Origin of the sequence: Asaia bogorensis NBRC 16594 (assembly GCF_001547995.1) — a bacterium.
Lineage (GTDB): Bacteria > Pseudomonadota > Alphaproteobacteria > Acetobacterales > Acetobacteraceae > Asaia > Asaia bogorensis.
This window is the reverse complement of the sequence record NZ_AP014690.1, coordinates 632,576-657,052: the sequence shown is the minus strand read 5'-3', so window position 1 is coordinate 657,052 and position 24,477 is coordinate 632,576. Positions and strand designations below refer to the sequence as shown.

The 24,477-nt window shown below is 59.8% G+C and carries 19 protein-coding genes; 9 read left to right on the top strand and 10 right to left on the bottom strand.

Features of this window, described 5'->3' with window-relative positions:
• Window positions 1–109 precede the first annotated feature (109 nt).
• Window positions 110–1,375 carry an autotransporter strand-loop-strand O-heptosyltransferase gene (locus tag Asbog_RS02920; protein WP_062164029.1) on the bottom strand — a complete coding sequence of 422 codons (1,266 nt, stop codon included), beginning with the start codon at window positions 1,373–1,375 and terminating at the stop codon, window positions 110–112.
• Between the two features lie 225 nt (window positions 1,376–1,600).
• The gene (locus Asbog_RS02915; RefSeq protein WP_231944645.1) at window positions 1,601–2,230 is read right to left on the bottom strand and encodes a TetR/AcrR family transcriptional regulator; all 630 of its coding nucleotides are present in this window, start codon (window positions 2,228–2,230) and stop codon (window positions 1,601–1,603) included.
• Between the two features lie 183 nt (window positions 2,231–2,413).
• Here Asbog_RS02915 and Asbog_RS02910 point away from each other — a divergent pair, with 183 nt between their 5' ends.
• Complete coding sequence (locus Asbog_RS02910; protein WP_062164028.1) at window positions 2,414–3,160, top strand: glucose 1-dehydrogenase; 747 nt, start codon at window positions 2,414–2,416, stop codon at window positions 3,158–3,160.
• A gap of 98 nt (window positions 3,161–3,258) precedes the next feature.
• Here the strand turns inward: Asbog_RS02910 and Asbog_RS02905 are convergent, their stop codons facing one another.
• Both Asbog_RS02905 and Asbog_RS02900 read right to left on the bottom strand, forming a co-directional pair.
• Entirely contained in the window at window positions 3,259–5,067 is a 1,809-nt protein-coding gene (locus tag Asbog_RS02905) for a DUF885 domain-containing protein (protein ID WP_062164027.1), read from the bottom strand.
• Window positions 5,068–5,256: 189 nt separating this feature from the next.
• Window positions 5,257–6,843 (bottom strand): FAD-dependent monooxygenase, encoded by a 1,587-nt coding sequence (locus Asbog_RS02900; protein WP_062164026.1) that lies wholly within the window; start codon window positions 6,841–6,843, stop codon window positions 5,257–5,259.
• Between the two features lie 50 nt (window positions 6,844–6,893).
• Here Asbog_RS02900 and Asbog_RS02895 point away from each other — a divergent pair, with 50 nt between their 5' ends.
• The 4 genes from Asbog_RS02895 (at window position 6,894) to Asbog_RS02880 (ending at window position 10,959) form a co-directional block, all read left to right on the top strand.
• Window positions 6,894–7,580 (top strand): TetR/AcrR family transcriptional regulator, encoded by a 687-nt coding sequence (locus tag Asbog_RS02895; RefSeq protein WP_083510679.1) that lies wholly within the window; start codon window positions 6,894–6,896, stop codon window positions 7,578–7,580.
• Between the two features lie 166 nt (window positions 7,581–7,746).
• On the top strand, window positions 7,747–8,700 hold the full coding sequence (locus Asbog_RS02890) for a metallophosphoesterase family protein (RefSeq protein WP_062164025.1): 954 nt from the start codon (window positions 7,747–7,749) through the stop codon (window positions 8,698–8,700).
• A 181-nt stretch (window positions 8,701–8,881) separates the two neighbouring features.
• On the top strand, window positions 8,882–10,159 hold the full coding sequence (locus Asbog_RS02885; RefSeq protein ID WP_062164024.1) for an anthranilate synthase component I family protein: 1,278 nt from the start codon (window positions 8,882–8,884) through the stop codon (window positions 10,157–10,159).
• Entirely contained in the window at window positions 10,156–10,959 is an 804-nt protein-coding gene (locus tag Asbog_RS02880) for an aminotransferase class IV (protein WP_062164023.1), read from the top strand. Before Asbog_RS02885 ends, Asbog_RS02880 begins: the two co-directional genes overlap by 4 nt.
• Before the next feature lie 9 nt (window positions 10,960–10,968).
• On the opposite strand, the gene cls is transcribed toward Asbog_RS02880, so the two are convergent.
• On the bottom strand, window positions 10,969–12,417 hold the full coding sequence (gene cls, locus Asbog_RS02875) for a cardiolipin synthase (protein WP_062165677.1): 1,449 nt from the start codon (window positions 12,415–12,417) through the stop codon (window positions 10,969–10,971).
• Between the two features lie 118 nt (window positions 12,418–12,535).
• Window positions 12,536–13,048 (bottom strand): hypothetical protein, encoded by a 513-nt coding sequence (locus Asbog_RS02870; protein ID WP_062164022.1) that lies wholly within the window; start codon window positions 13,046–13,048, stop codon window positions 12,536–12,538.
• Between the two features lie 244 nt (window positions 13,049–13,292).
• On the opposite strand from Asbog_RS02870, the gene Asbog_RS02865 reads away from it, so the two are divergent.
• Genes Asbog_RS02865 through cyoD form a run of 4 tightly spaced genes read left to right on the top strand, consistent with a single transcriptional unit; the run spans window position 13,293 to window position 17,293 of the window.
• Window positions 13,293–14,225, top strand: coding sequence for a cytochrome c oxidase subunit II (locus Asbog_RS02865; protein WP_062164021.1), 933 nt, complete (start codon window positions 13,293–13,295; stop codon window positions 14,223–14,225).
• Window positions 14,226–14,262: 37 nt separating this feature from the next.
• On the top strand, window positions 14,263–16,326 hold the full coding sequence (locus Asbog_RS02860) for a cbb3-type cytochrome c oxidase subunit I (protein WP_062164020.1): 2,064 nt from the start codon (window positions 14,263–14,265) through the stop codon (window positions 16,324–16,326).
• Complete coding sequence (locus Asbog_RS02855) at window positions 16,326–16,979, top strand: cytochrome (ubi)quinol oxidase subunit III (RefSeq protein ID WP_062164019.1); 654 nt, start codon at window positions 16,326–16,328, stop codon at window positions 16,977–16,979. Before Asbog_RS02860 ends, Asbog_RS02855 begins: the two co-directional genes overlap by 1 nt.
• Complete coding sequence (cyoD, locus tag Asbog_RS02850) at window positions 16,976–17,293, top strand: cytochrome o ubiquinol oxidase subunit IV (protein ID WP_062164018.1); 318 nt, start codon at window positions 16,976–16,978, stop codon at window positions 17,291–17,293. The genes Asbog_RS02855 and cyoD overlap by 4 nt, the downstream gene beginning before the upstream one ends.
• Window positions 17,294–17,302: 9 nt before the next feature.
• Here cyoD and Asbog_RS02845 read toward each other — a convergent pair whose 3' ends face one another.
• The 4 genes from Asbog_RS02845 to Asbog_RS02830 all read right to left on the bottom strand — a co-directional run bounded on the left by Asbog_RS02845 (window position 17,303) and on the right by Asbog_RS02830 (window position 24,440).
• The gene (locus Asbog_RS02845) at window positions 17,303–19,393 is read right to left on the bottom strand and encodes a Hint domain-containing protein (RefSeq protein WP_062164017.1); all 2,091 of its coding nucleotides are present in this window, start codon (window positions 19,391–19,393) and stop codon (window positions 17,303–17,305) included.
• 471 nt (window positions 19,394–19,864) lie between these two features.
• The gene (locus Asbog_RS02840; protein WP_062164016.1) at window positions 19,865–20,743 is read right to left on the bottom strand and encodes an SDR family oxidoreductase; all 879 of its coding nucleotides are present in this window, start codon (window positions 20,741–20,743) and stop codon (window positions 19,865–19,867) included.
• Between the two features lie 180 nt (window positions 20,744–20,923).
• The gene (locus Asbog_RS02835; RefSeq protein WP_062164015.1) at window positions 20,924–22,546 is read right to left on the bottom strand and encodes an NAD(P)/FAD-dependent oxidoreductase; all 1,623 of its coding nucleotides are present in this window, start codon (window positions 22,544–22,546) and stop codon (window positions 20,924–20,926) included.
• 205 nt (window positions 22,547–22,751) lie between these two features.
• Window positions 22,752–24,440: a M28 family metallopeptidase gene (locus Asbog_RS02830; protein WP_371861659.1), complete on the bottom strand. Its 1,689-nt coding sequence runs from the start codon at window positions 24,438–24,440 to the stop codon at window positions 22,752–22,754.
• Between the last annotated feature and the right edge of the window lie 37 nt (window positions 24,441–24,477).

The window sequence follows — 24,477 nt, the reverse complement described above, 5'->3', positions numbered from 1 at the left end:
ACTAGCGTTCGGACGTGCGGCGTGACAGCGAGGGCGCCAGCAATATCCATGTCCCTGTGCTCACCGTGGCGAGAAAGGGGGAACGCCTTCCCCCGTTCAGATGAAATGCTCAGGCGTCCAGAGCGAGCGCAATATTCTTGGTCACCACGTCAGTCGATATCAGCTTGGAGCATTCGAACTGCCGATCGGTATTGGCGTGACGGGGGCACCACAAGAAGTCGTTGTGATTGAACTGATGCCGGGGGTCGTTCCAGCATGAGTTGCAGGCATGCCATGAGATGACGCGCCAGGGCGTGTAGAATTCGTTGTTCGGATGCGTGAAGCCCGAGATCATCAGAGTCTTTGTCCCTGCTGCCCAGGCAAGCCAGGACAGACCCGAGCTCACGCCGATGAACAGATCGGCATGCTTGAGCCAGCGCGCCCGTTCGGCGAGCGGCCTGTTGCCCGTCTCGTCCTCGGCTCCGTTCGGAATCTGGTTCCAGACGATACCAGCCCCGCTGAAAGGCTTCTGATCAATACAGATGACGCGATATCCCCGCTTTTTGAGAAAAGCGATCACACCGAGCCAGCCCCCGGGATTGTTCCAGTATTTGCACTGGGCCGAAGCCTGCGTGGCGATACAGACATAAGGCTCTTCGATCGGACGCGTATCGTCCTCGAGGACGAGTTTGGGCGCTTCCTCGGTGGGATCGACCCCTAGGATATAGCCTGCGGTGCGATGCAGCCCTACATACCGGAAATCGCAAGGTTGATAGATATTGTCGGTATCATCAAAAAACAGGCCGATATTATAGGTCGCATAAACCTGCGAGCGCAGCGGACTGGCCTCGAAATCCTCTTTCGTCGTCAGCTGGATGTTGGGATATGCGTCGGCAAAGAGCGGAATAAACACTTTCGCCAGGCAGCAGATGACCCTCGCGCCACTCTGCTCGGCAAAACGTGCTACATAGGGAAACCACCCGAGCGTATCGCCCAGCGTACCAACCGGCAGCTGCACCAGAACCAGCTTGTCACGCGCATCATATTCATGACGAAGCACCTTCGTCTCGGTGCCATCAGTCGCGATGCGCACCACATCCACAGCAAAGCGGATGAAGAATTTCTTGGTGGAGGACAGATGCCCTTCCTCCACATCGCCCTGGAAGATGATCGTCGAATTATCGAGATCCGTCAGCGTTGCGCGCCAACGCCCATCGGGCCTCTTGGGCAACAGGACGCGTGCCCCCCAGTTGAAATCGAAATGGATGCCCTGACCGGCATCATTGGTCGGCAGCTCGGGCGGCGTGACGTAAGGATTGGGCGCGGGCGCGGGCTGAGGCGGGGCAACAGGCGCGATCTCACCTTCGGGGGTTGTGGCTGAACTGTCAGTGGACATGGGCCGCGTCGTCACCTTTCAATGAAGTCTATGAAATACATTAGAAGCAAGACAAGCCCCAGCCTGACGCCTGAGACATTCTGTAAAGATTATCGCGCTCGCTATAGACCGATATTTAAAACCCGAAAGGCGATCATTCAATGCGTGATTGGCTCTGTTCCCTTTCAAATAGTATCGGACACTTAACAAAGCTCGATCTTGACTGATCCTTGATGAAAGTTTGTCTCAAATCGCGTCATTCGGCAGTATATTCAGAGCCATTCTGCCCACCGCACGCAGCTTCTCGCGCGAGGCCCCATCGCGGGCCTGAATCCCCATGCCCCCCAGAACCGCTCCGAAACATGCCGCCATCGCACCGGCATCGATGGAATGAGGCAAATCGCCCTCCTCCACTCCCTGCTCCAGCCGGGCATGAATGGCCTGTTCGGCCAGATGACGCTGATTGATCATCAGGTCACGCAGCCGAAGCTGGGCCGGTGAACATTGAGTCGCGGCCACGGCAATCATGCAGCCAGCCGGTGCATCTTCACGGGTAAACGCTGTCGCTGCCGCATCGAACATGGCGGCAAAGGCCTGGCGGCTGGTCCCCCTTTTCGACAAGGCCTCGACAAACCAGGCCCCCTGCTCTTCCGCATAGGCTTCGATCGCCTCGACATAGAGCGCCTCTTTGCTGGCAAAGCTGTTGTAAAAGCTCGACGCGCTGATCCCCATCGCTGTGATCAGATCATCAAAGCTCGTCCCCTCGTAACCCCGGTCCCAGAACAGTTTCACCGCCTTGGAAAGGGCCGTGGCACGGTCAAAGGCCGGGGGGCGGCCTCGGGGTCGACAAGGGCCTTCACTTTTTTTTGGTGTCATCGCTCCATAAATCCTTGAAACCGGGCTGCGCCCTATCATATGCATGATGTTGGAGCGATTGCTCCACAATTAAAGTTCCAACGCCTCCACTCCCTCCCATTTTATCCGTCACCTGTGCTGCCCGTATCGATCCCCCCCACGGGGCACTGGCAGCCGTGACCGAACCGGACAGGTCAGAAGATCATGAGCAAACTTGCAGGAAAAGTCGCTGTTGTGACCGGCGCCTCGAAGGGTATTGGTGCTGGCATTGCCAAGGCACTGGCCGAGGCAGGTGCGTCGGTCGTCGTCAATTATGCTTCAAGCCGCGAAGGCGCTGACAAGGTGGTTGCGGCCATTACCGCATCCGGCGGCAAGGCCGTGGCCGTGCAGGGCGATGTGTCACACAAGGAAGAGGCCGCGGCCATTATCGCGAAGGCCATCGAGAGCTACGGGCGTCTCGATATCGTGGTCAACAATTCCGGCGTCTATGAATTTGCCGGGATCGATGAGATCACAGACACGCATTTCCACCGCCTGTTCAATATCAATGTGCTCGGCCCGCTCTTCGTCACCCAGGCAGCCAGCCCGCATCTGGAGGCAGGGGCCAGCATCATCAATATCAGCTCGATCGTGACACGCGTCACCCCGGCTCACGCTTCTGTCTATAGCGGCACCAAGGGTGCACTGGATGCCATTACCGGCTCGCTCGCCAAGGAACTTGGCCCGCGTCAGATCCGGGTGAACGCCATCAATCCGGGTCTGGTCAAGACAGAGGGGACGAATACGGCCAGCGTCATTGGCTCGGAAATGGAACAGGCCATCATTGCCCAGACACCGCTCGGGCGCACGGGCGAGGTGCAGGATATCGCACCGCTTGCCGTTTTCCTGGCCTCGGATGATTCACGCTGGCTGACTGGCGAGATCCTGCTCGCCTCGGGCGGCCTGCACTGAGGGATCTTCTGGCGCAGCACGCCTTTGTGCTGCGCCAGAGAACTGACGGCGTTATCGCAGCCGGGACAGGCCGGTTGCGATAAAGCAATGTGACGCGCTCAGGGTTTTGCGTGGCGGTTTTCTGCAATCCAGTCCTGCACGCGCTGGCGCAGCAGATCGAGCGGCATCGCGCCCTCATCCAGCACCAGATCATGAAAGCGCCGTTCATCGAAGCCGGTACCCTGTGCTTTCTCTGCCTGATGACGCAAATCGAGAATGGTCATCTCGCCAATCTTGTAGCCCAGAGCCTGACCCGGCCATGAGATATAGCGATTGGTCTCGTTCTGGATATTTTTCTCGGCAAGGGCGGTGTTGTCACGCAGGCAGGAAAGCGCCTGGTCTCGCGTCCAGTTCTTCCAGTGTATGCCAACATCCATGACCAGACGGCAGGCGCGCCACATCTCCATGGAAAGCTGCCCAAAACGCTCATAGGGCGTCGGGTAGAGCCCGATCTCGCTTACCATCTGTTCGGAATACAAAGCCCAGCCTTCGACGAAGGCGGTCGTGGCATAATCACGACGAAAACCCGGCAGATCGGTCATTTCCTGCGCCAGGGCGATCTGGATATGATGGCCGGGCACCCCCTCATGCGCCACCAGTGAGGGCAATTCGTATAGCGGCCGCTGGTCCAGATGGGAGGTGTTGATCATCAGCCCACCCGAAATGCCAAGCGCCGGACTGCCCGGATCGTAGCGCCCTGTCGTATAGCCCTCTTCAATAGCGCGGGGCACTTCACGCACGCCATAGGTCAGCCGAGGCAGCTTGCCGATCAGGCGGGGTAGTTCGTTGTCGATCTTCTTGGACAGAAAACTCGCCTTTTCCAGCAGGGCCAGCCGTGTCGTGACATAGAACTGCGGGTCTGCCTTGATGTGAGCCACAAAGGCCTTGAAATCGCCCTTGAACCCCACGGCATCCATCTGGCGCTGCATCTCGCGATGGATACGGGCAATTTCGGATTGCCCCAGCGCAAAGATCTGGTCCGGGCTCAGGGTGGTGGTGGTCTCCTGTCGCACCAGATAGGCGTAATAGGCGCGTCCGTCAGGCAAGGACGATGCCCCCAGGGTCGATCGGCTGGCAGGCAGATATTCCTTTGCGAAAAATGTCGCCAGCGCCTTCTCCGAAGGCTTGATACGCTCATGGACGATGCGCTCTCCCTGCGCACGCAGTTCGTGACGTGTGGCTTCCGGCATCGTGGAGGGGAGTGAGTCGAAAGGCCGCAGGGCCGGGTTTTCAGGCTCGGGCAGATCGGCTTGGGCCTGCACGGTATGGGCGGCGATATCCGCAATCAGCCTCGGCTGAACAAAGCCGGTGCGGATGCCGCGCCGCATATTGGCAATCTGCTGCTCATTGAAATCAGGGATACGGTTCATGCGCACCAGCCAGTGGCGCGCATCTGCCTCGCTGCGCAGGGGCGTGTTATCGGCGGCGTAGCCGACTTCCTGATAAAAACCTTCATCACTGGTGAATGGCATGCGCGAAGGGTCGAATTTCTGGCTCTCGATCGCCAGATCATTCTCCCAGATCATCAGGCGGGCATTGAGCAGATCCTCACCATGCAGCGCCTTCTGATCGAGCGCCGCCAGTCGGTCCCTGAACGCCTGACGTTGCGCAAGCCGCGTCTGCTCGGCCTTCGGGCTGTCATCAGGCCAGAGTTCGGCGGCAGCTTGATCACCACGCGAGGCAGCAGAAACAGGGTCGAGCGTGGTGGTAAAGGCATCGTAATCACGGACAATATGACCAATATCATCGGCCAATGCCGCGCCGGGAACGTCCAGAAGGACCATGCTCCCAAGGGCCACGCCCCCAAGAACCACACTCTTGAGCCGGGCTAGCCTGCCCCTTGCCGAGATCCCGTTCTGATTGCGCATGATGCCTCCTGAAAAACCGGTTCGCCCGCATAACGAACCGATCATCCGCATCCGTCAACGCCTCCCGGAGGCATGAGACGACGGAGGACCGGACGATACCCTGCCGTCCGCCCTCTGGCGCAGCGGTCTGGATAACGGTTGGAGGGTGCGCGGCGTGCAGGCGCACGAATTGTCAAAAAGCCGCCCGCATCATCTCTGGGCCGATGATAAACCGAACCAGCGTGACAAGGCGCGGGTCAGAGCGGGGGTGGCCTCGCGACCCCGCCAGGCGAGGCAGCCATCCGGGCGGTATAACGCGCTGTACTCCTCAAGCGTGTCTGCAAGGACCAGATTGGGGGGCAGAATGGATAGACTAGCCCCCTGCCGCATGGCGGGAGAGAGCACGAATACCCCAGCCCCATGCTGCATCAGACCATAAAGCGTCTGACCGTTGGCCAGAGTCCTGTCCCCCGCGAGGCCCCCAAGGGAATCATCGTCACACGCCATACCCTTCTCCGGTGCGTCTTCATCCAGCGCATAGCGCATGGAAAACCCTTTCATGTCCGCGCTCAATTCAGCGGCGATATCCGCATTGTCCAGCATAGTCGCCATGACATCACGCAAGGCGCGTGACCGTGGATCGGGCCTCATGAGGGCGGCCTGCGCCAGCGTGTTGGCCAGCACGGATTCAGCCACCGGGCGCCGTTCTGTCTCATAGCTTTCAAGCAGGGCTTCGGCCTCGGCACCCGTTACAATTCCCCGCACCACTGCGGCGAGTTTCCAGCCCAGATTGGCCGCGTCGACCAGCCCAAGCCCAAGCCCCTGCCCACCGAAAGGGGCGTGGATATGCGCCGCATCACCGGCCAGAAACAATCGACCCTTGCGGTAGCGATCTGCCAGACGGGTATGGTCGGCCCAGCAGCGCCCACCGTGATAAGCGGCCAGAGGCACAGCCCGACCACAGATGCGCGCAAGGGCCGCCTCGACATCGGCACGGTCGGGGATTTCCTGTCCCGCCTCCGGAGGGCCGGAAAAATCGATCATGAAGAGCCTGCCGGGAACGGGACCATAGGCCGTGACGCCACCCGGCTGCATCTGCCAGCCAGAGGGAAACGCGCTTTCAGACGCGGCAAACGTGACCGAAACCTGATAGAATTTCAGACTGGGAGGCGTGCCATCGAAGGTGAAACCACCCTTCTTGCGCAGCGTACTGCGGCCACCGTCGCACCCAACGGCATAGCGTGCCGCGATCTGTGCCGGTCGTTCCCCGCCGCGCCCGTGGACTGCGAGAGTGACGCGCTCACTGCCGTTCTGCACATCGCACACTGTACAACCACGGCGAATGACAATGCCGCGGGAAGACGCCTCGGTTTCGAGCGCCTGTTGCAGATAGCGTTGGTCAATCAGCCGTGTCGGGCGACGTGCATCGACAGGCTGGGCAGGCAGCGGGATGCTGCCGAAATGCCCGGCAAACCGCTTCTTCCGCGGCCGCATGTCCGCAGGCGCATCATTAGCCTCGCGGGAGAAAGCGCCCTGCGCCCAGCCACCACGGTTTTCGGCAAGGAAAGAGGCAACCAAGGCCTTCGTCTGCGCCTCCGCAGCATCGAGCGCCTGACTCATCCCTCGTCGCATCAGGGCTTCGGCGCCTAGCGGACCGATGGACAAGGCCTTCTGCACGTCCTCGGCAGTGTCACGGGCCTCGAGCACCACGCAACCGACCCCTGCTACCGAAAGCTCGATGGCCAGGAGCAACCCGACAGGCCCTGCGCCTACGATGACGACATCGACATGTTCCATAGACCGAATCCATAATTGTACCGGGTATAGTTTTCGGATATGAAGGCGGTATGTCAACATCCATCACTCGGCAAGGCCGAAAACGTCAGGCCACGCGTCAGCGCATCTCCGATATCGCCACGGCGCTCTTCGCCACCCATGGCTTTGATCACGTGACGATCGATGCCATTGCCGAGGCTGCGGATGTGGGCCGGATGACGGTTTTCAATCATTTCGCCCGCAAGGAAGATCTGTTTTTCGATCGTGAAGACGAAATCAGGCAGATCATACGCGATGCGCTCACGGGGCCGCTTTCAGGCCACCCCCTCGACGTGCTGCGCCAGCTGGCTCATGAGATGGTCTCTAAAAACGCGCCTTTTCTGCGCTTTGCCCCCCAGACCCAGGGCTTCATCGACACGCTGACAGCCAGCGAAACCCTGAAATCACGCGCACGCGCCCTGCGCGATATCATGACGGATGACCTGCGCGAGGCATTCTCTGCTGCCCTGCCCTGCCCGCCCGATAATCCTTCATTGCATCTGGCTGCGGCGCTCCTTGTCACGGGCTGGACGACAGCCTTCATCGAGGCGCAGCGTCTCTATCGACGCGAAAACGACAGCCGATCAGCCCAGAACCTGTTCCTGTCACTCGTCGATACCAGCACCGTCTCGGCGTTCTATGCCCTGCGCCAGATCGACACCTCGCCCCAGACAAACCGGGCGTCGCCACACGCCGGAAAGACGGGGGCACCTGACTGAAATCAGGCCCGTTCAACACGCGATGATGGGACACACTGTCACCAAAACTTAACCCTGCCTCCTTGCAAGGCGGGCTATGGCTGCCGGTCTGTTATCCCGTGCGCGTCAGATTTCGCTTCGCTGCATCCTGTCACGCGCCTCATCCTGATTGTGCAAGGGGCTTTCGATGCTGCTACCCAGACGCCGGTTTCTCCGTTCCGCCGCCCTGACCGGCCTCGCAGCGGGCACTTTCGGCCTGACGGATCGGGCTCTTGCGCTCGCACCGCAGCGCCCGGCCATGCTCGGGCATGATGATTTCTCGTTCGTGTTCCTGACCGACACGCATATCCAGCCTGAGCTCGATGCCTCGAAGGGTTGTCTCGACTGTTTTCGTCAGGTGCGCAGCGCCAATGCCGATTTTACCCTGCAAGGCGGCGACCACGTTTTCGATGCCCTTGGCGTTCCCAAGTCACGCGCCCTGAGCCTGATGGATTTGTACAAGCAGACGGCCGACACACTGGGCCATCAGGTTTATAATACGATGGGCAATCACGACGTGATGGGCATCTATACCAAGAGCGGCATCGAGCCGAGCGACCCGCTCTATGGCAAGAAATACTACACCGATAATTTTGGCGCCCCCTATTACGCCTTCAACCACAAGGGTGTGCATTTTGTGGTGCTGGACTCGATCGGCATTACGGCTGATCGTTCTTATGAAGGGTTTATCGATCAGGCGCAGATCGACTGGCTCAGCCGCGATCTCGCGGCCATGCCAGCGGGTATGCCGGTTATCGTGTCCACGCATATTCCGCTCGTCACCGCCGTCGAGGATTACGCTCCGCCACCGGGCAAGGCCCCGGCCCATCAGGGCACACGCGTCAGGAATGCGTGGCAGGTGCTGGAGCTTTTTGACCATTACAACGTGATCGGCGTGTTTCAGGGTCACACCCATGTGCTCGAAACCGTCACATGGCATGGCGTCCCCTATATCACGGGCGGCGCAGTCTCGGGCAACTGGTGGCACGGGACAAGCCTTGGCACGCCAGAAGGCTATCTGGTGGTGCGTGTCGAGAAGGGCCGCGTCATCCCCGATTATGTCACCTATGGTTTCAGGACCATCGACCCGAAAAACACCTGATCAATCTGCTGCATCGGCCAGCCTCGGTTTTGAGGAACCAGCCGCACCAGCATGGTTCTGCCCAATTTCTGGACGGGATCATTCAGGCGCGGTAAGGCCGATTGATGCGGCATTTCACCCACCCGTCCTGTGTCCCTGGTGCTTCTCCCTTTGCGAGACGGCATCCGCAGGGATTCATGTGATGCTGGAGCAGGAACTCCCATGGCGCTCGCCCGACTCATTCATCGCCCGTTATGGCGATGAGGCCTGGGCGGTCATGCTCGATAGCGGCGGTCCCGCAGGCGCACGCAGCCGCTGGAGCTTTTTCTGCTGCCGGCCTGTCACGACGCTCACCACGGATGACAGTGCAGCCTGGGCGAAGCTCGATGCGCTGCTTCCCTCTGTCCCGCCGCTGGGCACCCTGCCTTTTTCAGGCGGTATTATTGGTCTGGCGAGCTATGAGGCCGGGCTCGCGCTCGAAAATATTGTCTCGCGTCATAAACCCTTCATCCCCGGTGTCAGCGCAGGGCTCTATGAGGGCGCGTTCGTCTTTGATCGTCAGGAAAAACGGCTCTGGTGGAGCAGCTATTGCGATGCGGCCATGCCAGTCCCCCTGCCCCAGTGTTCGACACCGCCCGTGCCCCTGCCGAAACTCGACTTCGTGGCCGATGCCGACCGCGAAACCTATTGCGAAGGCGTGCGCCGGATCATCGCGCGCATCAATCGCGGAGAGCTTTTTCAGGCTAACCTCACCACGCAGTTTCGCGCACGATGCGCTTCCCCGCTTGCCGCAGGGGCTGTCTATCGCAAGCTGAGGCGGGCCTCTCCCGCGCCATTCGGAGCGCTGTTCACCCTGCCCGGCTTCTCGCTGCTCAGCGCCTCGGTCGAGCGCTTTCTGAGCATGGACCGTGAGGGCCGTATCGAAACCCGCCCGATCAAGGGTACCGCAGCCCCTGGTCGCGATGCGGCAGAAGATGCCGCCATTGCCGACGCTCTGGCTCGTGACGAAAAGGAATATGCCGAGAACCTGATGATCACCGATTTGATGCGTAATGATATCGGGCGTGTGTCACAGATCGGTTCCGTGGATGTGCCCGTGCTGTGCGAGGTCGAGCGCTTCGCCCATGTGCATCATCTCGTCTCCTCGGTCACGGCACGTCTGGCACCGCATATGACGGCGCTCGATCTGCTGCGTGCCACGCTTCCCCCCGGTTCGGTCACGGGAGCCCCAAAGCACCATGCGCTCAAGGTGATTGACCAGACGGAACACGCTGCCCGTGGTGCCTATTGTGGAACGCTGTTTCGCATCGGTGCAGATGGTGCGCTCGACAGCAACGTGATTATTCGCAGCCTCGTACTCAAACCAGACACCATAAGCCTCGGTGCCGGATGCGGCATAACCACCCTGTCGGATCCGGAACGGGAATATGACGAGCTCTGCCTTAAGGCAGCTCCCCTGCTCGGGCTTTTCGGCGCATGATACAGGCCTGGCTGAACGGGCGTCTGTGCCCCGTGGCGCAGCTTCAGATTGATCCTGCCGACCGGGGCTTCACGCTGGGTGACGGGCTGTTCGAAACCATGAACCTGCATCAGGGCCGGGTGCTTCGCCTGCACGCGCATCTGTCGCGTCTGGCAGAAGGGGCTGCGTTGCTTCACTTGCCGATGCCAGGTGAACCCGCAATTCGCCACGCACTGACCAGCCTGATCACGGCCAATGGTGAAACAGAGGGCGCCCTACGCCTTACCCTCACACGCGGTGCCGGACCACGCGGCATCATACCGCCTGCCAACCCGCAACCGACCCTGCTGATCACCCAGGCGCCGCGTGCGGCGGCGCTGCCGCCCTGCGCCCTTCATATCAGCCGCTATCGGCGCGACGGGGCCTCGCCGCTCTCGCGTGTCAAACATCTCAACTACCTGCCGCAGATCCTCTCTCGCATCGAAGCGCAGGAGGCCGGCGCTGACGATGCCCTCCTCCTGTCATCGGATAATCTGCACATTGCCGAAGCGAGCGCGGCCAGCCTGATCGTCCTGCAAGACGAGCGCCTGCTCACGCCGCCCCTGATGGATGGCGCCCTGCCCGGCACGGTACGCGCGGCTCTGATAGCAGCTGGCTTGTGCCACGAATTCCGCCTGACAACCGCATCCCTCATGGGCGCCGAAGCGGCATGGCTGGTCAGCAGCCTGTCCATCCGTGAGGTCGAATTCGTCGAGGGCCATGCACTGCCGCTGCGCCCAGAGTGGACAGCGCGACTCAACGCGACGCTATTTACAGATTGACGCAGTCTCTTAAAGAACCGGGCCAATCATCGCGAGGGTGTTGTGCCAGAGCTGCCGGTACCACGGCCAGGCACATACATCGTCCAGCGTGATTTCGACCGCAGCATCCAGATAGCTTTGCTGACGCTCGCGTATCTGGCGGGTGAAATCAGGGTCGGCCAGCAGGATGTTATTCTCGAAATTGAGGTCGAAACTGCGTCGGTCGAGATTGGCCGAGCCAATGAGCGCCATGGCGCCATCAAGCGTCAGGGCCTTGGTATGAAGCAGACCGAGCGGATATTCGAAAATACGCACCCCGGCCTCAAGCAGCTCCTTGTAATAGCTGCGGCTTGCACCGGCGACGATCCATGAATCGTTTCGCGTCGGTACTGTCATGGTCACCTTCACACCCCGTCGGGCTGACGCGCAGAGCGCGGCCTGAATGGGTTCGTCGGGCACGTAATAGGGCGTCGTGATGGTCAGCTCATCTGCCGCAGCATTCATGAGCGAGACGAATATCTCGGGCATGGCCGCATAGCGCAGGGCGGCACTCGTGCCGATCACCTGCGCCACAAACCCCTCACCCTCGATCAAAGGGGCAGAGGCCAGAAGCGGACCGAGATCCTCATCCGTATGCGCCATCCAGTCCGTCGCAAAGAGATGCTGGTTCTGCAGCACGACCGGACCTTCGAACCGCGTCATCAGATCGACCCAGGGCGCGAATTTCGCCTTCACACGAAATTCCGGATCGGCGCAGTTCTGGCTGCCGCAATAGGTGACCCGGTTATCGATCACCACGATCTTGCGGTGATTGCGCATGTCCATGCGGCCATGGAGGGGCCAGGTCACGATGTTGCCAAGGGGCATGGCACGCACCAGATGCGCGCCGGCCTGCTTCATGCGTGCCCATGCCTCGTTATGGATCAGGCGACGCGAGCCAAGATCATCGGCCATCACACGGCAGGTCACACCGCGCGAGGCGGCACGGCAGATCGCATCGATGATCTTGGTACCGTTGTGATCGGTCAGCCAGATATAGAAGCAGATATGAACATGATCACGGGCCGCATCGATATCACGTACTATCGCGTCGATGGCAGTGTTGGAATCTGGCAGCAGGCGCGCCTTGTTTCCTCCCTCGGGCGGGTAACCGCTCGCTGACTGGCCGACCCTGAAAAGGGGCGCGAGGCGCGGCGGCAGATGATATTTCTCTTCAGCGTCGATCAGGGCTTCGCTGGTCTTGCCGGGAATACGGAGCGTCTTGCGGGCTTCGGTGATGCGGCTCACCAGCCTGCTGCCCATATTGGTCTCGCCCAGCATCAGATAGGCGAGCGTACCCAGAATGGGCAGCGCCGCAATGATCGCGACCCAGGCTACTCGTGAGGCAGGCTGACGGTGCGGACGCATCAGGGCGCGCCCGATAAAGATCATCTGAACGATGAAGCTCAACGCTGCGCCAGTCAGACGCCAGCCGGTCATTTCCATCCGCAAAAATCTCGATTGCTGAGGGGATCAAGAGAAGGGAACAAGGCAACGGTTCAGGTCCTGCGAACCGGGAAGCGCGCCCTCTACCCCGGTTCGGCGCCTGGCGCGGTTCTTATTGGGCCGCCAGCTTTTCGGTCTTGTCCGGCAGGATCCTGAAGCGCAGACGCATCACAGAGGCCCCAACATGGGCACCTTTGATGCTCATGGTCAGGTTGAGTTTGACGCCATACTGGTTCTCGAGCACCGCAGCCCCGACACCGGAGCCGATGGCGGCATCTGCCTTGACCGTCCAGTACGTGCCATCGAACTGATCAAGGCGAGCCAGATCCTTCACCGTGCCGGTACCTTTGACGGTGATATAGCCAAGAGACGCGATCCCGCCCCCGCCGATCTCGAAGGCATAATCCCTGCCATTGTGGTGGAGGGTTCCCTTGCCCCATTCGTACCCCAGACCACCCCCGATTTCTTTCAGACTGAAGGAGATGGTGGAGTCAGTCGTGGCGGCGTCGGCTGGCTTTTCCTGCGGCAGGGCGGATGTCGCCATACCGGGCAATGCATGAGCGGTTGTGGCGAGGAAACACAGAGGGAGTGACGCGGCAAAAGCCGCAAAAGAACGTGGGGTCATGACCTTCGCCTCCTTTTTTTGTTCGCTCAGGCTTGCTGTTCAGACGCCTCAGCCACCGCGCAGTTGCCTGAGGCCCAGTGTAGCGCCGAAAGAACAGCCTGCCTATCGCCCAACCGGCAGGCGTTCCAACGCCTTGGGGGACGAAAACATCAGACATGAAAAGACATTTTAAGGAGAAAAGAGGGAAACACTGATCACGATTCAGAGTTATCAGCCCGAACCCTTGCCATGGAACACGCCCCACGTGCCACGCCTCGCCCCGAACAGGTCGGCCCTGCGCCCTGGCCGACGTGTCCTTGCCCTGACAGCCATGGCACTGCCGCTCCTCCTGCTCGGCGGATGTCAGACAGACCATATCTCTTTTCTCGCCCCCGCAGGCCCTATTGCAGCATTGCAGAGACACTGGTTCGAGCTTCTGGTTGCAGGCCTGATTCTGGTCATTCTGCCCGTGCTGATCGGCGTGCCGTTCTGCCTGTGGCACTACCGGGCTGAGAACAGACGAGCGACCTTCCGACCGGACTGGGATTTCGCCCTGCCCCTCGAATTTCTCGTCTGGGGCTTTCCTGCTGTTGTTGTGATTGCTTTCTCCCTGCTCGTATGGGGGCCAGAGCGTCGTTACAGCCCGGAGCAGCCGATCACTGACGGTGCTCCGCTCAGCGTGGATGTGGTGGCCCTGAACTGGAAATGGCTCTTCATCTATCCCGATGCGCATGTCGCGAGCCTTGACCATCTGGTGCTGCCCAAAGGACGCGAAATCGTCTTTCACCTCACCTCCGATGCCACCATGCAGTCGTTCCTCATCCCGTCTCTGGGTAGCCAGATCTATGCCATGGCGGGCATGGTCACCCGGCTTCATCTGCTGGCCGACCGACAGGGCCGGTATCTGGGCGAAAACACCCAGTTCAACGGCATGGGCTTTCAGGATCAGAAATTCGCCGTCGATGTGGTGCCGCCCGACCAGTTCGAGCAGTTTCTGACGCAGGCCGGCCAGAGCAACCTGCATCTCGATACCCAGACCTATGACGCCGTGCGCAAGCAGGAAAATGGTCGCAAGACAGCGCAGACGCTGCTGCATGATTCCAATGCCACCATGGCCAGCTTTTCGGCCGTACCCGACACTTTCTTTCATGACATCGTCAGCCGCTACGACGACTCCATGCCCCATGATCACGACTGAACTGCCGTGACCCCGCCGTTGCTCACGCACCGCCCCCATGACCGGAGACCCGCTTTTGCGCCATTTTCTTTTTGGTGAGCTCGGCTATGACGCCCTGCCATTTTATAGCGCAATCGCAACGGTTGCCGCGTCGGTGGTGGTGCTGGGGGCTCTGGCCGTGCTGGTTTTTGTCACCTGGCTGAAAGGCTGGAAGGCACTCTGGACCGAATGGCTGACAAGCGTGGACCACAAGCGCATCGGCATCATGTACGTGGTGGTCTCATTCGTCATGCTGGCCCGTGCAGTAGTCGAGGCCGCTGTCATGCGTTCACAGCAGGCCGTGGCCTACAACAACCCCGGCTTCATTCCGCCGGAACATTTCGCCCAGCTTTTCACCACGCATGGCACGATCATGATTTTCTTCATGGCCATGCCGTTCCTGATTGGCGTGTACAACTTCGCCATGCCGCTCCAGATCGGCGCGCGGGATGTCTCCTTCCCCGCCATGAACTCCATCAGTCTGGGCCTGACCAGCGCGGGTGCGGTGCTGATGATGGTTTCGCTCTGCGTGGGCAAGTTCTCGACAGGAGGCTGGACCGGTTATCCCCCTTATACGGAGCTGTCATTCAGCCCCGGCGTGGGGGTTGATTACTGGATATGGGCGCTCACGCTCAGCTCCATTGGCAATACGATGACCGGCATCAATTTTGCCGTCACGATCTACAAGAAGCGTGCGCCGGGCATGACCCTGTTTCGTATGCCGCTTTTTGCCTGGACGGCGCTGTGCATCTCGATCCTGATGATCTTTGCCATGCCGCCGCTCACGGTCGCGACACTCATGCTGGCGATGGATCGCTATCTGGGCATGCATTTTTTCACGAACGAGCTTGGCGGCAACATGATGAACTACATCAACATGTTCTGGCTGTTCGGTCACCCCGAGGTCTATATCCTCATTCTGCCCGCCTTTGGCGTCTATTCCGAAACCATCGCGACGTTCTCGAACAAGCGACTGTACGGTTACACCTCTCTGGTCTGGGCCACGATCTCGATTGCCGTTCTGTCCTTCACTGTGTGGCTGCACCATTTCTTCACCATGGGGCAGGATGGGAACGTCAATGCGGTATTCGGCATTGCCACCATGCTGATTGCCATTCCCACCGGGGTGAAGGTGTATGACTGGCTGCTGACCATGGTGCGTGGGCGCATACGGACCAGCGTCCCGATGCTCTATGCCTGCGCCTTCATGGTGCTGTTTGTGGTCGGTGGCGCAACCGGTGTCATGCTCGCCAATCCGGGCTTCGATTATCAGGTGCACAACACCCTGTTTCTCGTCGCGCATTTTCATAACATGCTCATTCCCGGCCTGCTTTTCGGTATGTTGAGCGCCTATCATTACTGGTTCCCCAAGGCATTCGGGTTCCGGCTTCATGAAGGCTGGGGCCGCGTGATTTTCGGTTGCTGGGTCGGCGGCTTCATTCTGGCTTTCATGCCGCTCTATATTGTGGGTGCGCTTGGCATGCCGCGACGGAGCCAGGAGTTTTTCGAGGCGGTCTATCGCCCTTATCTCTGGGTCGCGCTTTGCGGCGCATTACTGGTCCTGTGTGCGCTGGCTAGCATGGTCATTCAGCTTTGGATAAGCATCCGTGATCGCCAGCGCCTTGCTGTGCCGGCCGGCGATCCATGGAATGGCCGCACCCTCGAATGGTCGGTGGCGGCACCGCCACCCGAATACAACTTTGCGCTCATTCCCCAGATCGACAGTGTCGATGCCTTTCATCAGGCGAAGAAGCAGCATACAGCGTGGCGCGCACCCGAGCATTATTACGATATCGAACTGCCTTCGAGCACGCCGGTCGGGTTTGTCTGCTGCGTGGCCAGCGGCGTGTTCGGCTTTGCGCTTGTCTGGCACATCTGGTGGGCGGTCCTTCTTGGCGCAGCGGTGTTTTTCGGGGCGATTATCGTACGCAGCTTCAACCGCAATACGTCCTATGTGATCCCGGCTGCGGAGATACGGGCGACCGAGGAACGCTGGCTGCTGACCCTGCGCGAAAGCCCGGCCATTTCCAATGATGCCATGTTTACCACCGCCAATCGCGGTCTGGTCAGGGAGCCTGTCTGATGGCGGCGGATGTTCACGGCAAGGGGCCGAGCCATATCGGGATCCGTCTCAGCCATTCAGCACCGGAATCACACCAGGAAGCTGTGCGCTCCCAGGCCGAGGAAGCCCTGTTCGGGTTCTGGGTCTTTCTGATGAGCGACCTCATCATCTTTTCGATGCTCTTCGCCACCTATGCGACAATGGGGCACTCTCTGGCCGGTGGGCCCGGCCCGCATGAACTGTTCGATCTTTCCTCCGCAGCGTGGGAGACCGTGGCCCTCCTGCTGAGCAGCTTCACCTGCGGTCTTGCGACGCTAGCCATGCGTTATGACCGCTCGACGGGCAAGACACTATTCTGGTTTGCAATCACCCTGGCGCTGGGCATCGTGTTCCTGTCGCTTGAGCTGCATGACTTTATCAGCATGGCGCAAAAAGGCGGTGTTCCGTCGCGATCCGGCTGGCTCTCGGCAAGCTGGGCGCTGATCGGCACGCATGGCCTGCATGTCACGAGTGGCTGCATCTGGATGCTGATCATGTTTGCGCAGGTCGCGAAATTCGGCCTTGATCCGCTGGTGCAGACACGCTTCATGCGCCTGGCCCTGTTCTGGCATTTTCTCGATATTGTCTGGATCGGGATTTTCTCGATCATCTATCTGCTGGGAGCCCTGTCATGAGCGATCGTCATGCGCAGGAGCGCCGTCAGGAACTGCACGGCTACATCATCGGCCTGGTGCTTGCACTACTCCTGTCCGCCATACCTTTTGCGGGGGTCATGCTCGGGCTGTTACCGCGCCCGAGCCTGATCTGGATCATCGCCCTGCTGGGGCTTGCTCAGGTCGTGGTGCATTTCCGGTTCTTCCTGCACATCGACCTGTCACGCTCCCATCGTGACGACCTGCAGTTGATCCTGTTTTCGCTGCTGATCGTCATTCTGATGGTGGGTGGAACGCTATGGGTGCTCGGCAACCAGCGCCATATGATGGGCTAGGGCCGCCAGTCAGGCAGCTCGTGCTTTACGAATGGCCTGCCTGTCGCAATACGGTCCGGCGGCGACAATGCGTACGCTGAGCAGTGCAGGATCGTCCTGCACGGGCAGGTCGAGCGGCAAGGTGGCGTGACCCAGCGTCCAGCGACAATCCCCGCCCTGTGCCCCGTCCCATCCCGGCAAGGCGTCCTGTTCCAGATGGGTCCGGATGTCATGCGTGCCATCCGGGCGATAGAGCGTGATATCACCGACCAGCACACCGAGTTCGCGACGGTCATCAACGAAGGGCCCCAGCGTATCGAATGGTCGCGCACGGCGTGACACAAGCCTGACGCGCTCTACCCCCGGCGGGAGAGAGAACAACACCTGATCGCCAGCACGTCGCCGCTGTTCGATACGTCGCCCGCCGTCAGTCACAAGATACAACCCGTGATCGTGGTCAGAAGCGCCTCTCGCTGTCTGCTCACTGCTGCACCGCGCCAGAATAGCGTTGTATATCGGCTCGACAAAAGTCCGATCAACACGCAAGGGCGCTGCCCCGTGAGACGCCCAGCTGCGATAGCGTGTCAGACCCTTGCCTTCGCGATCATGCAGCGGCGTGACGGTATCGAGATAGCTCTCGGTAAGGACGTTGTTGGCGCAGATGATGCCATGTCGGGACAGTTCGACATGGTAGTAATCATAGCTTTCATATTCGCGCGCATAGCGAATAGACTGCCCTTTGACGAGCATCCGGGCCGGTATGAATCCGCCATCAAAGTAAAGGCAATGCTCGGCCGTTACCAGCAGATCCCGGTCGGGTATGTTCTGCCCGAGACTATGCGCGCTGATCCGGACCGGGAAACCGGCCATATCGTCATCATGCAGGTTCTCGACGATGGCGCGCGCTTTACAGACGCGTGAAACTATCTCGACACAACGCACATCATCCCGACAGACCACGACTTCCTGTCCTGCCCTCAGGGCCTCGACGGCGCAGGGGCCTTGCGGCGTCTCGATCATGGCACCCGCAAGAAAGCAGGTTGTGGCGGTACCGCCGTAAATCGAGAGCTGCCCGCCGGACGTTACCACCGGATCAATGATCGTCGCGCCACTGCTGATGACGACAGGTGCCCCTGCCGAAATCGTCGGGTTGATGAGAGTCGCCCCATCAAGCGCGTAAACCGTATCAGCCGTGTAGCCGCTATTGAGAAAGATATCATTGACCGAACTTGCGCCCGCACTGTAGCGCACCGGGTTCGAATTCAGCAGGTTGCCACTCGTGATCCCGCCGCCATCGACATAGACATACCCGTTATTGATCTGGGAATTGAGCAGGGTTCCTCCGTTGAGCACCGAGACGACAGGCGTCCCCCCCAGGACGAGCAGCCCGGACACGGTCGCACCACTGGCAATATAAAGCGTGCCACCACTCAAACGGAGGGGAGCCTCGACAGCCGTGCCGGCAGCGTTTTTGTAGATGGTCTTGCCGCCACTCAGCACCGCCGACCAGACACCTGTCACCGTTGTCACCCCGCTTGTGGGCATGACAGGCGCCGAGTTCACTGGCGTACCAACAATCGTACTGATGAAGGCCGAGCCACCCGGCTGAATATTCAGCCCTGAGACAACCGAACCCGCACTGAACGTGACAACCCCGCCGGACGACACGGTGACGCCATTGACCGTAGCACCTGAGTAGAAAATCATCGGGCCACCAGCAGATGTCGTGGCGTTGGTTACAATCGAGCCTGCACTGAAATAGGCGGTATCGGTGCCATAACCGCCACCAGCGTAATATGAGTCGCCAATCGACTGGGCGCCACTGAAGTAATAGGCCGGGTCGGAATTGAAAACATTACCGCTGGTTGTAGCCCCCTGAAGCGCGGAGACATAACCATTGGTGATGGTTGAGCTGAGCAATGTGCCGCCGGAAGACACAATGATGTTGGGGATATTGCCAGAATTGGACACACCGGCAGCGGTTGCACCACTTGTCACATAGAGCGTTGCCCCCCCGACAAGCTGTACCGGGCCTTCCTGGATCGTCGTGCCGCTTTGATAGACCGTCTCACCTTTGTCGTTCAAAACTGCGGACCAGGTTCCCGTGATGTTGGTGGCCACTCTCGCATTCCTTCAGCATCCGTGCCGCCTGCGATAACCATGACGCACGCAATCACACCAGGAAATTGGAGAATACGTCACGATCTACACAAATACAGACAGCAAATATATAATATTATCACGTAGAGATAAAATATGGAGTAGAGATTATACTCCATACATACATCAACGAATTTGCATTGATTGCATTTTAACAGTCATTAATCATAATAACAAACAGGTTTATATGAGTTATCGTGTCAAATGCGTCAAATTATTATTTCTTATACTAATGAGTGATTATGTTTGAATTGAACGGCCTCGGTTAACTCATTATTTGGGAAGAGTTCCGTATTCGGCCCAATAGGTCGTCTCCTTAAGCGCGGGCCGCCTGTCCGAGCTGCCGAACCGATCTTGATTACCTGCAAGAACACCCGATGCAGCGATCACGCCACATCGGGTGTCAGTTCCTCGGTGGACTTATGCCCGGCCTTAGAGTTGCGGCATGCCGCCATGCACCGGCAGCAGGGCTCCTGTCGTGTAGCTGTTATTCGGGTCTGCCAGATAGACGTAGGCTCCCGCCAGTTCAGCCGGCTGGCCAGGACGCCCCATGGGGGCCTGCGAGCCGAAATCCTTGTGCTGTTCGGGCGGCATCCCGGTTGCAATGAACGGTGTCCAGATCGGGCCGGGGAGCACTGCGTTTACGCGGATACCCTTCTCGACCAGGCTTCCGGCAAGCCCAACGGTGAAATTGGCAATCGCCGCCTTGGTCATGGAATAGGGAATGAGAATGGGCATCGGCGTGCGTGTGTTCACCGATGAGGTATTGATGATCGAGGCCCCCGGCTTCAGATGCGGTAGGGCTGCCTTGGTGATGTAGAACATCGCATGGATATTCGTGTCGAAATGGCGACGCCATTCCTCATCCTCAATATCAAGAAAATTCTCTCTTGGATGCTGGAAAGCGGCGTTATTGACCAGAATATCGAGCCCGCCGAAGGCCTCAACCGTCTGGCTCACCAGATGCTCGCAATGGGATTTTTCGCGGATATCGCCGGGCAGGAGCAGGCAACGACGACCGGCCTTCTCCACCGATTGCGCAATATCCTGCGCGTCCTGCTGTTCGGCTTCGAGATAAGACAGGGCAATGTCCGCCCCTTCCTTTGCATAGGCGACTGCCACGGCGCGCCCGATGCCGGAATCACCCCCTGTAATCAGGGCGACGAGACCGCTCAGGCGATTACTGCCCTGATAACTCTCATCACCGTAATCGGGCTCGGGCTTCATCCTTGCGGAGACACCCGGGAATTCCTGCGGTTGCACCTCGAAAGGAGGGCGGGGATAACGCGTGCGGGGATCGATAAGGGTCATGATGGCTCAACTCTCTCAAGGTGGTGAGCCTGCAACGACGGCCAAACGACGCGGTTCTGCCTATTTATTATCGCGCTGCCATGCAACTCGTGGGCCGGACCGCAGGCGCAGTGAAATTACCCCGCTCCATGCAAAGCAGATGCTACCCCTTCGTATGAGCGAATATGCCGCCGCCGAGACTCAGCCCTCGGCACTGGCCTTAGCGCCCTGATGATACCCGATCACCCATTCGGCGGCGCGTATGCCATCGATACCCGCCGAAAGAATACCCCCGGCATAGCCTGCGCCCTCACCCGCCGGGAAAAGGCCGACCAGCCCGGGGCTCTGCCCCGTTTCGTCACGCGGCATCCGGATGGGCGACGAGGTACGTGTTTCCACCCCGGTCAGCACGGCATCGCCCACCGAGAACCCCTTGAGCTTGCGCTCGAAAGCCGGCAGCGCCTCGCGAATGGCCTCGACCGCGAAATCTGGCAGGCAAAGCGACAGATCCGTTGGTGTTACACCTGGCTTGTAGGAGGGCACGACCTCACCCAGATGGGTCGAGGGGCGATTGGCCAGAAAATCCTCAACGCGCTGGGCGGGCGCGCGATAATCCCCGCCACCCGCGACAAAGGCAGCCCGCTCCCAGTGGCGCTGGAACGCAACGCCGCCCAACACATCCCCCGGATAGTCACGCTCGGGCGAGACATCCACCACAATTCCGGCATTGGCGTTACGCTCGGCGCGCGAATACTGGCTCATGCCATTTGTCACGACCTGTCCCGGTTCGGAGGTAGCGGCGACAACCGTGCCACCAGGGCACATGCAGAAAGAATAAACCGCCCGACCGTTTTTTGCATGATGCACAAGCTTGTAGTCGGCCGCACCCAAAAGCGGGTGGCCACCCTGATCGCCAAAGCGTGCGCAATCGATCAGCGATTGCGGATGCTCGATACGCACCCCGATGGAGAACGGCTTGGGCACCATGGCCACGCCCGCGTCACGGAGCATCTCGAATGTATCACGCGCGCTGTGACCCACCGCCAGAATGGCGCGGTCGGTATCGAGCGTGCTGCCATTGGAAAGAACGAGCCCCGTCAGACGTCGTGGTTCGCCCTCGGTACGCAGACCATCGACACGCACACCAAAACGATACTCGCCCCCCAGACGCTCGATCTCGGCACGGATATGCTCCACCATCGAGACCAACCTGAAGGTTCCGATATGAGGCTTGGAAACGTAGAGAATTTCTTCCGGTGCGCCTGCCTTGACGAACTCTTCCATCACCTTGCGGCCCAGATGGCGAGGATCGCTCACGCCGCTATAAAGCTTGCCGTCCGAGAAGGTCCCTGCCCCACCTTCACCGAACTGCACATTGCTTTCAGGAGTCAGTTCTGAGCGACGCCACAGGGCAAACGTATCCACCGTGCGCTCACGCACGATCTTTCCGCGCTCGATAACGATGGGCTTGAGACCGGCCTGCGCCAGAACCAGCGCCGCCATCACACCGCAGGGCCCGGCGCCGATTACCACGGGACGAAGAGGGCCCGGTTGAGCCGAAAGCGCCTTGTAGCTTATCTCTGGTGTCGGCATCACCGAGACCGTGTTTTCATGGGCGGCGAGAACGGCGTCTTCATCCTCGACCGCGCAATCGATGCTGTAGATCAGCATGATGCGCCCGCGCTTGCGGGCGTCATAGCCACGCCGGGCAATAGTGAATGCGGTCAATGCCTCGGATGGCACACCGAGACGCTGGAGAATGGCCTCGCGCAGGGCATCGTCTGAATGGTCGAGAGGGAGCCTGAGTTCTGTTAGCCGGATCATGTGGGCTGCAAGTCACGAACTGGGCGTGTCTTGTCAAGAAGAATAGCGCGATCCTCCTCGATCTGACGGTCTATGCTGGCAGGACGAGCCCTCCTCTGCACAATGTCACCTTGTGCTGTCGCCATCGGGATACGTGCCCACTGCATTGCTGATAGCCCTATGACAGGCAGGGCTGAGGCCATTCCCGGCCTCCACCCCACACCCGTCAGAGTGCGGGGCGCTGCGACTCCGTGTGTTCACGGATCGCCTTGAATTCCGAACCCTGCTTCCAGCTTGGCCACATGCGCGAGAAGGCCAGACTTCTGCCCACTTCGTAAAGTGCCGCGGCGTCCTCAGCCGCCCCGCGCAGATCCCAGCTGGCGCTCCAGGCATCGCAGGGCTGATGATAGCAGGCCATATACCCCTCAAGCCATTTGCGACCCGCAGGAACACCGCCGTTTACGAGGTCCGGGTATCCGGCCAGATCCATGATCGGCAGCACCGGTACACCGGCACGGGCAAAAGGCAGATGATCGGCGCGATAGAAAGCCCCGCGTTCAGGCAGGGCTTCGTTGACGGTCACACGCCCCTGCGCGGAAGCGATCGTCGCGAAGTCATCCTGCAGACTATCCTGCCCGGCCCCTACGAGGAAGGCATTGCGCGAAAGACCTCCCATCTGCAGCACGTCGATTGTGAAATTCGCAACCGTCTTGGGCAGGGAAATCAGGGGATGCTCGACATACCAGGTCGACCCCAGAAGCCCACGTTCCTCAGCTGTCCAGGCGCTGAAGAGAATCGTCCGCTCCGGCTGAGGGCCGGATTTGAAGGCACGGGCAATTTCCATGACCGCCGCAATGCCCGAAGCGTCGTCAATGGCGCCGCGCCGTATCAAGGCCTCGCCATTGGGACCGCGGCTTTTGCCGAACGCATCCCAATGGGCCCCGTAAACGATCGTTTCGTCAGGATGAGTGCTGCCCGGAAGCTTGGCCAGAACATTCCGGCTTTGCAGATGCGACGTGGTGACATCCAGCGTCGTGGTCATGGTGACACCCGGCAGGGTGACAGGCGTGAAATCGGCGCGACGTGCCTGCACGCTCAGCTTGTCCAGATCGAGACCCGCACGAGCAAACAGGTCATGGGCCGCCTGCCCCTCCAGCCAGCCTTTGACGACCAGCGATTCCGCCTTGCCCTTGCGCTCGAGATCGAAGGCCTCTCCTCCCGCCGCAATGACGGTGCTCCACGGATAGGAAGCGGCCTCTGTATCATGAACGATCAGAGCACCAACGGCGCCCCTGCGGGCCGCTTCCTCGTATTTGTAGGTCCAGCGGCCATAATAGGTCATGGTCCGACCACCGAAGCGGCCCTTCACAGGCTCATCCGCAGCCGCCTTGAAGTCAGGATCGTTGATCAGGATGACCGCAATCTTGCCCTTGAGATCGACATTCTTGAAATCATCCCAGTCGCGGGCCGGTGCAGTGACGCCATACCCGACAAACACGAGCGGCGCGTCCGTAATGCGTATCTGGGACGAAGGTGTCCCGGTAGTCAGATAGATCTGTTCCGATTGATGGAAATCGAGCCCTTCCGCCCCACCGGCCTTGAAATGAATCAGGGAGTCGGGCGCGATCCGCGTATGGATCATCGGGACTTCCTGGGTCCAGCTCCCGTTATCCCCCGCCGGCTCCAGACCAATCGCCTGAAACTGGGAGACGATGTAATTGACCGTCCGGATCGCCCCCATCGTGCCGGGTGCCCGTCCCTCGAATGGATCTGAGGCAAGCGTACGAATCACATCCGACATGCGGCCGGGCTCCATTGGCGCATAGACCAGCGGTTCAGCCGCACGGGCTGGCATTCCGGCCAGAACCGTTCCGATGATGAGGGCTGCAACGGAAGGGCGTAGCGATCGCATCATGTTTTCCTTGCTTTTATGGGACGCGATAACGTCTCGG

Excerpts from the sequence above, each read along its gene's own strand:
- Asbog_RS02920 (WP_062164029.1), bottom strand. The coding sequence starts at position 1,375 with ATGTCCACTGACAGTTCAGCCACAACCCCCGAAGGTGAGATCGCGCCT.
- Asbog_RS02915 (WP_231944645.1), bottom strand. The coding sequence starts at position 2,230 with ATGACACCAAAAAAAAGTGAAGGCCCTTGTCGACCCCGAGGCCGCCCC.
- Asbog_RS02910 (WP_062164028.1), top strand. The coding sequence starts at position 2,414 with ATGAGCAAACTTGCAGGAAAAGTCGCTGTTGTGACCGGCGCCTCGAAG.
- Asbog_RS02905 (WP_062164027.1), bottom strand. The coding sequence starts at position 5,067 with ATGCGCAATCAGAACGGGATCTCGGCAAGGGGCAGGCTAGCCCGGCTC.
- Asbog_RS02900 (WP_062164026.1), bottom strand. The coding sequence starts at position 6,843 with ATGGAACATGTCGATGTCGTCATCGTAGGCGCAGGGCCTGTCGGGTTG.
- Asbog_RS02895 (WP_083510679.1), top strand. The coding sequence starts at position 6,894 with ATGTCAACATCCATCACTCGGCAAGGCCGAAAACGTCAGGCCACGCGT.
- Asbog_RS02890 (WP_062164025.1), top strand. The coding sequence starts at position 7,747 with ATGCTGCTACCCAGACGCCGGTTTCTCCGTTCCGCCGCCCTGACCGGC.
- Asbog_RS02885 (WP_062164024.1), top strand. The coding sequence starts at position 8,882 with ATGCTGGAGCAGGAACTCCCATGGCGCTCGCCCGACTCATTCATCGCC.
- Asbog_RS02880 (WP_062164023.1), top strand. The coding sequence starts at position 10,156 with ATGATACAGGCCTGGCTGAACGGGCGTCTGTGCCCCGTGGCGCAGCTT.
- cls (WP_062165677.1), bottom strand. The coding sequence starts at position 12,417 with ATGACCGGCTGGCGTCTGACTGGCGCAGCGTTGAGCTTCATCGTTCAG.
- Asbog_RS02870 (WP_062164022.1), bottom strand. The coding sequence starts at position 13,048 with ATGACCCCACGTTCTTTTGCGGCTTTTGCCGCGTCACTCCCTCTGTGT.
- Asbog_RS02860 (WP_062164020.1), top strand. The coding sequence starts at position 14,263 with ATGACCGGAGACCCGCTTTTGCGCCATTTTCTTTTTGGTGAGCTCGGC.
- Asbog_RS02855 (WP_062164019.1), top strand. The coding sequence starts at position 16,326 with ATGGCGGCGGATGTTCACGGCAAGGGGCCGAGCCATATCGGGATCCGT.
- cyoD (WP_062164018.1), top strand. The coding sequence starts at position 16,976 with ATGAGCGATCGTCATGCGCAGGAGCGCCGTCAGGAACTGCACGGCTAC.
- Asbog_RS02840 (WP_062164016.1), bottom strand. The coding sequence starts at position 20,743 with ATGACCCTTATCGATCCCCGCACGCGTTATCCCCGCCCTCCTTTCGAG.
- Asbog_RS02835 (WP_062164015.1), bottom strand. The coding sequence starts at position 22,546 with ATGATCCGGCTAACAGAACTCAGGCTCCCTCTCGACCATTCAGACGAT.
- Asbog_RS02830 (WP_371861659.1), bottom strand. The coding sequence starts at position 24,440 with ATGATGCGATCGCTACGCCCTTCCGTTGCAGCCCTCATCATCGGAACG.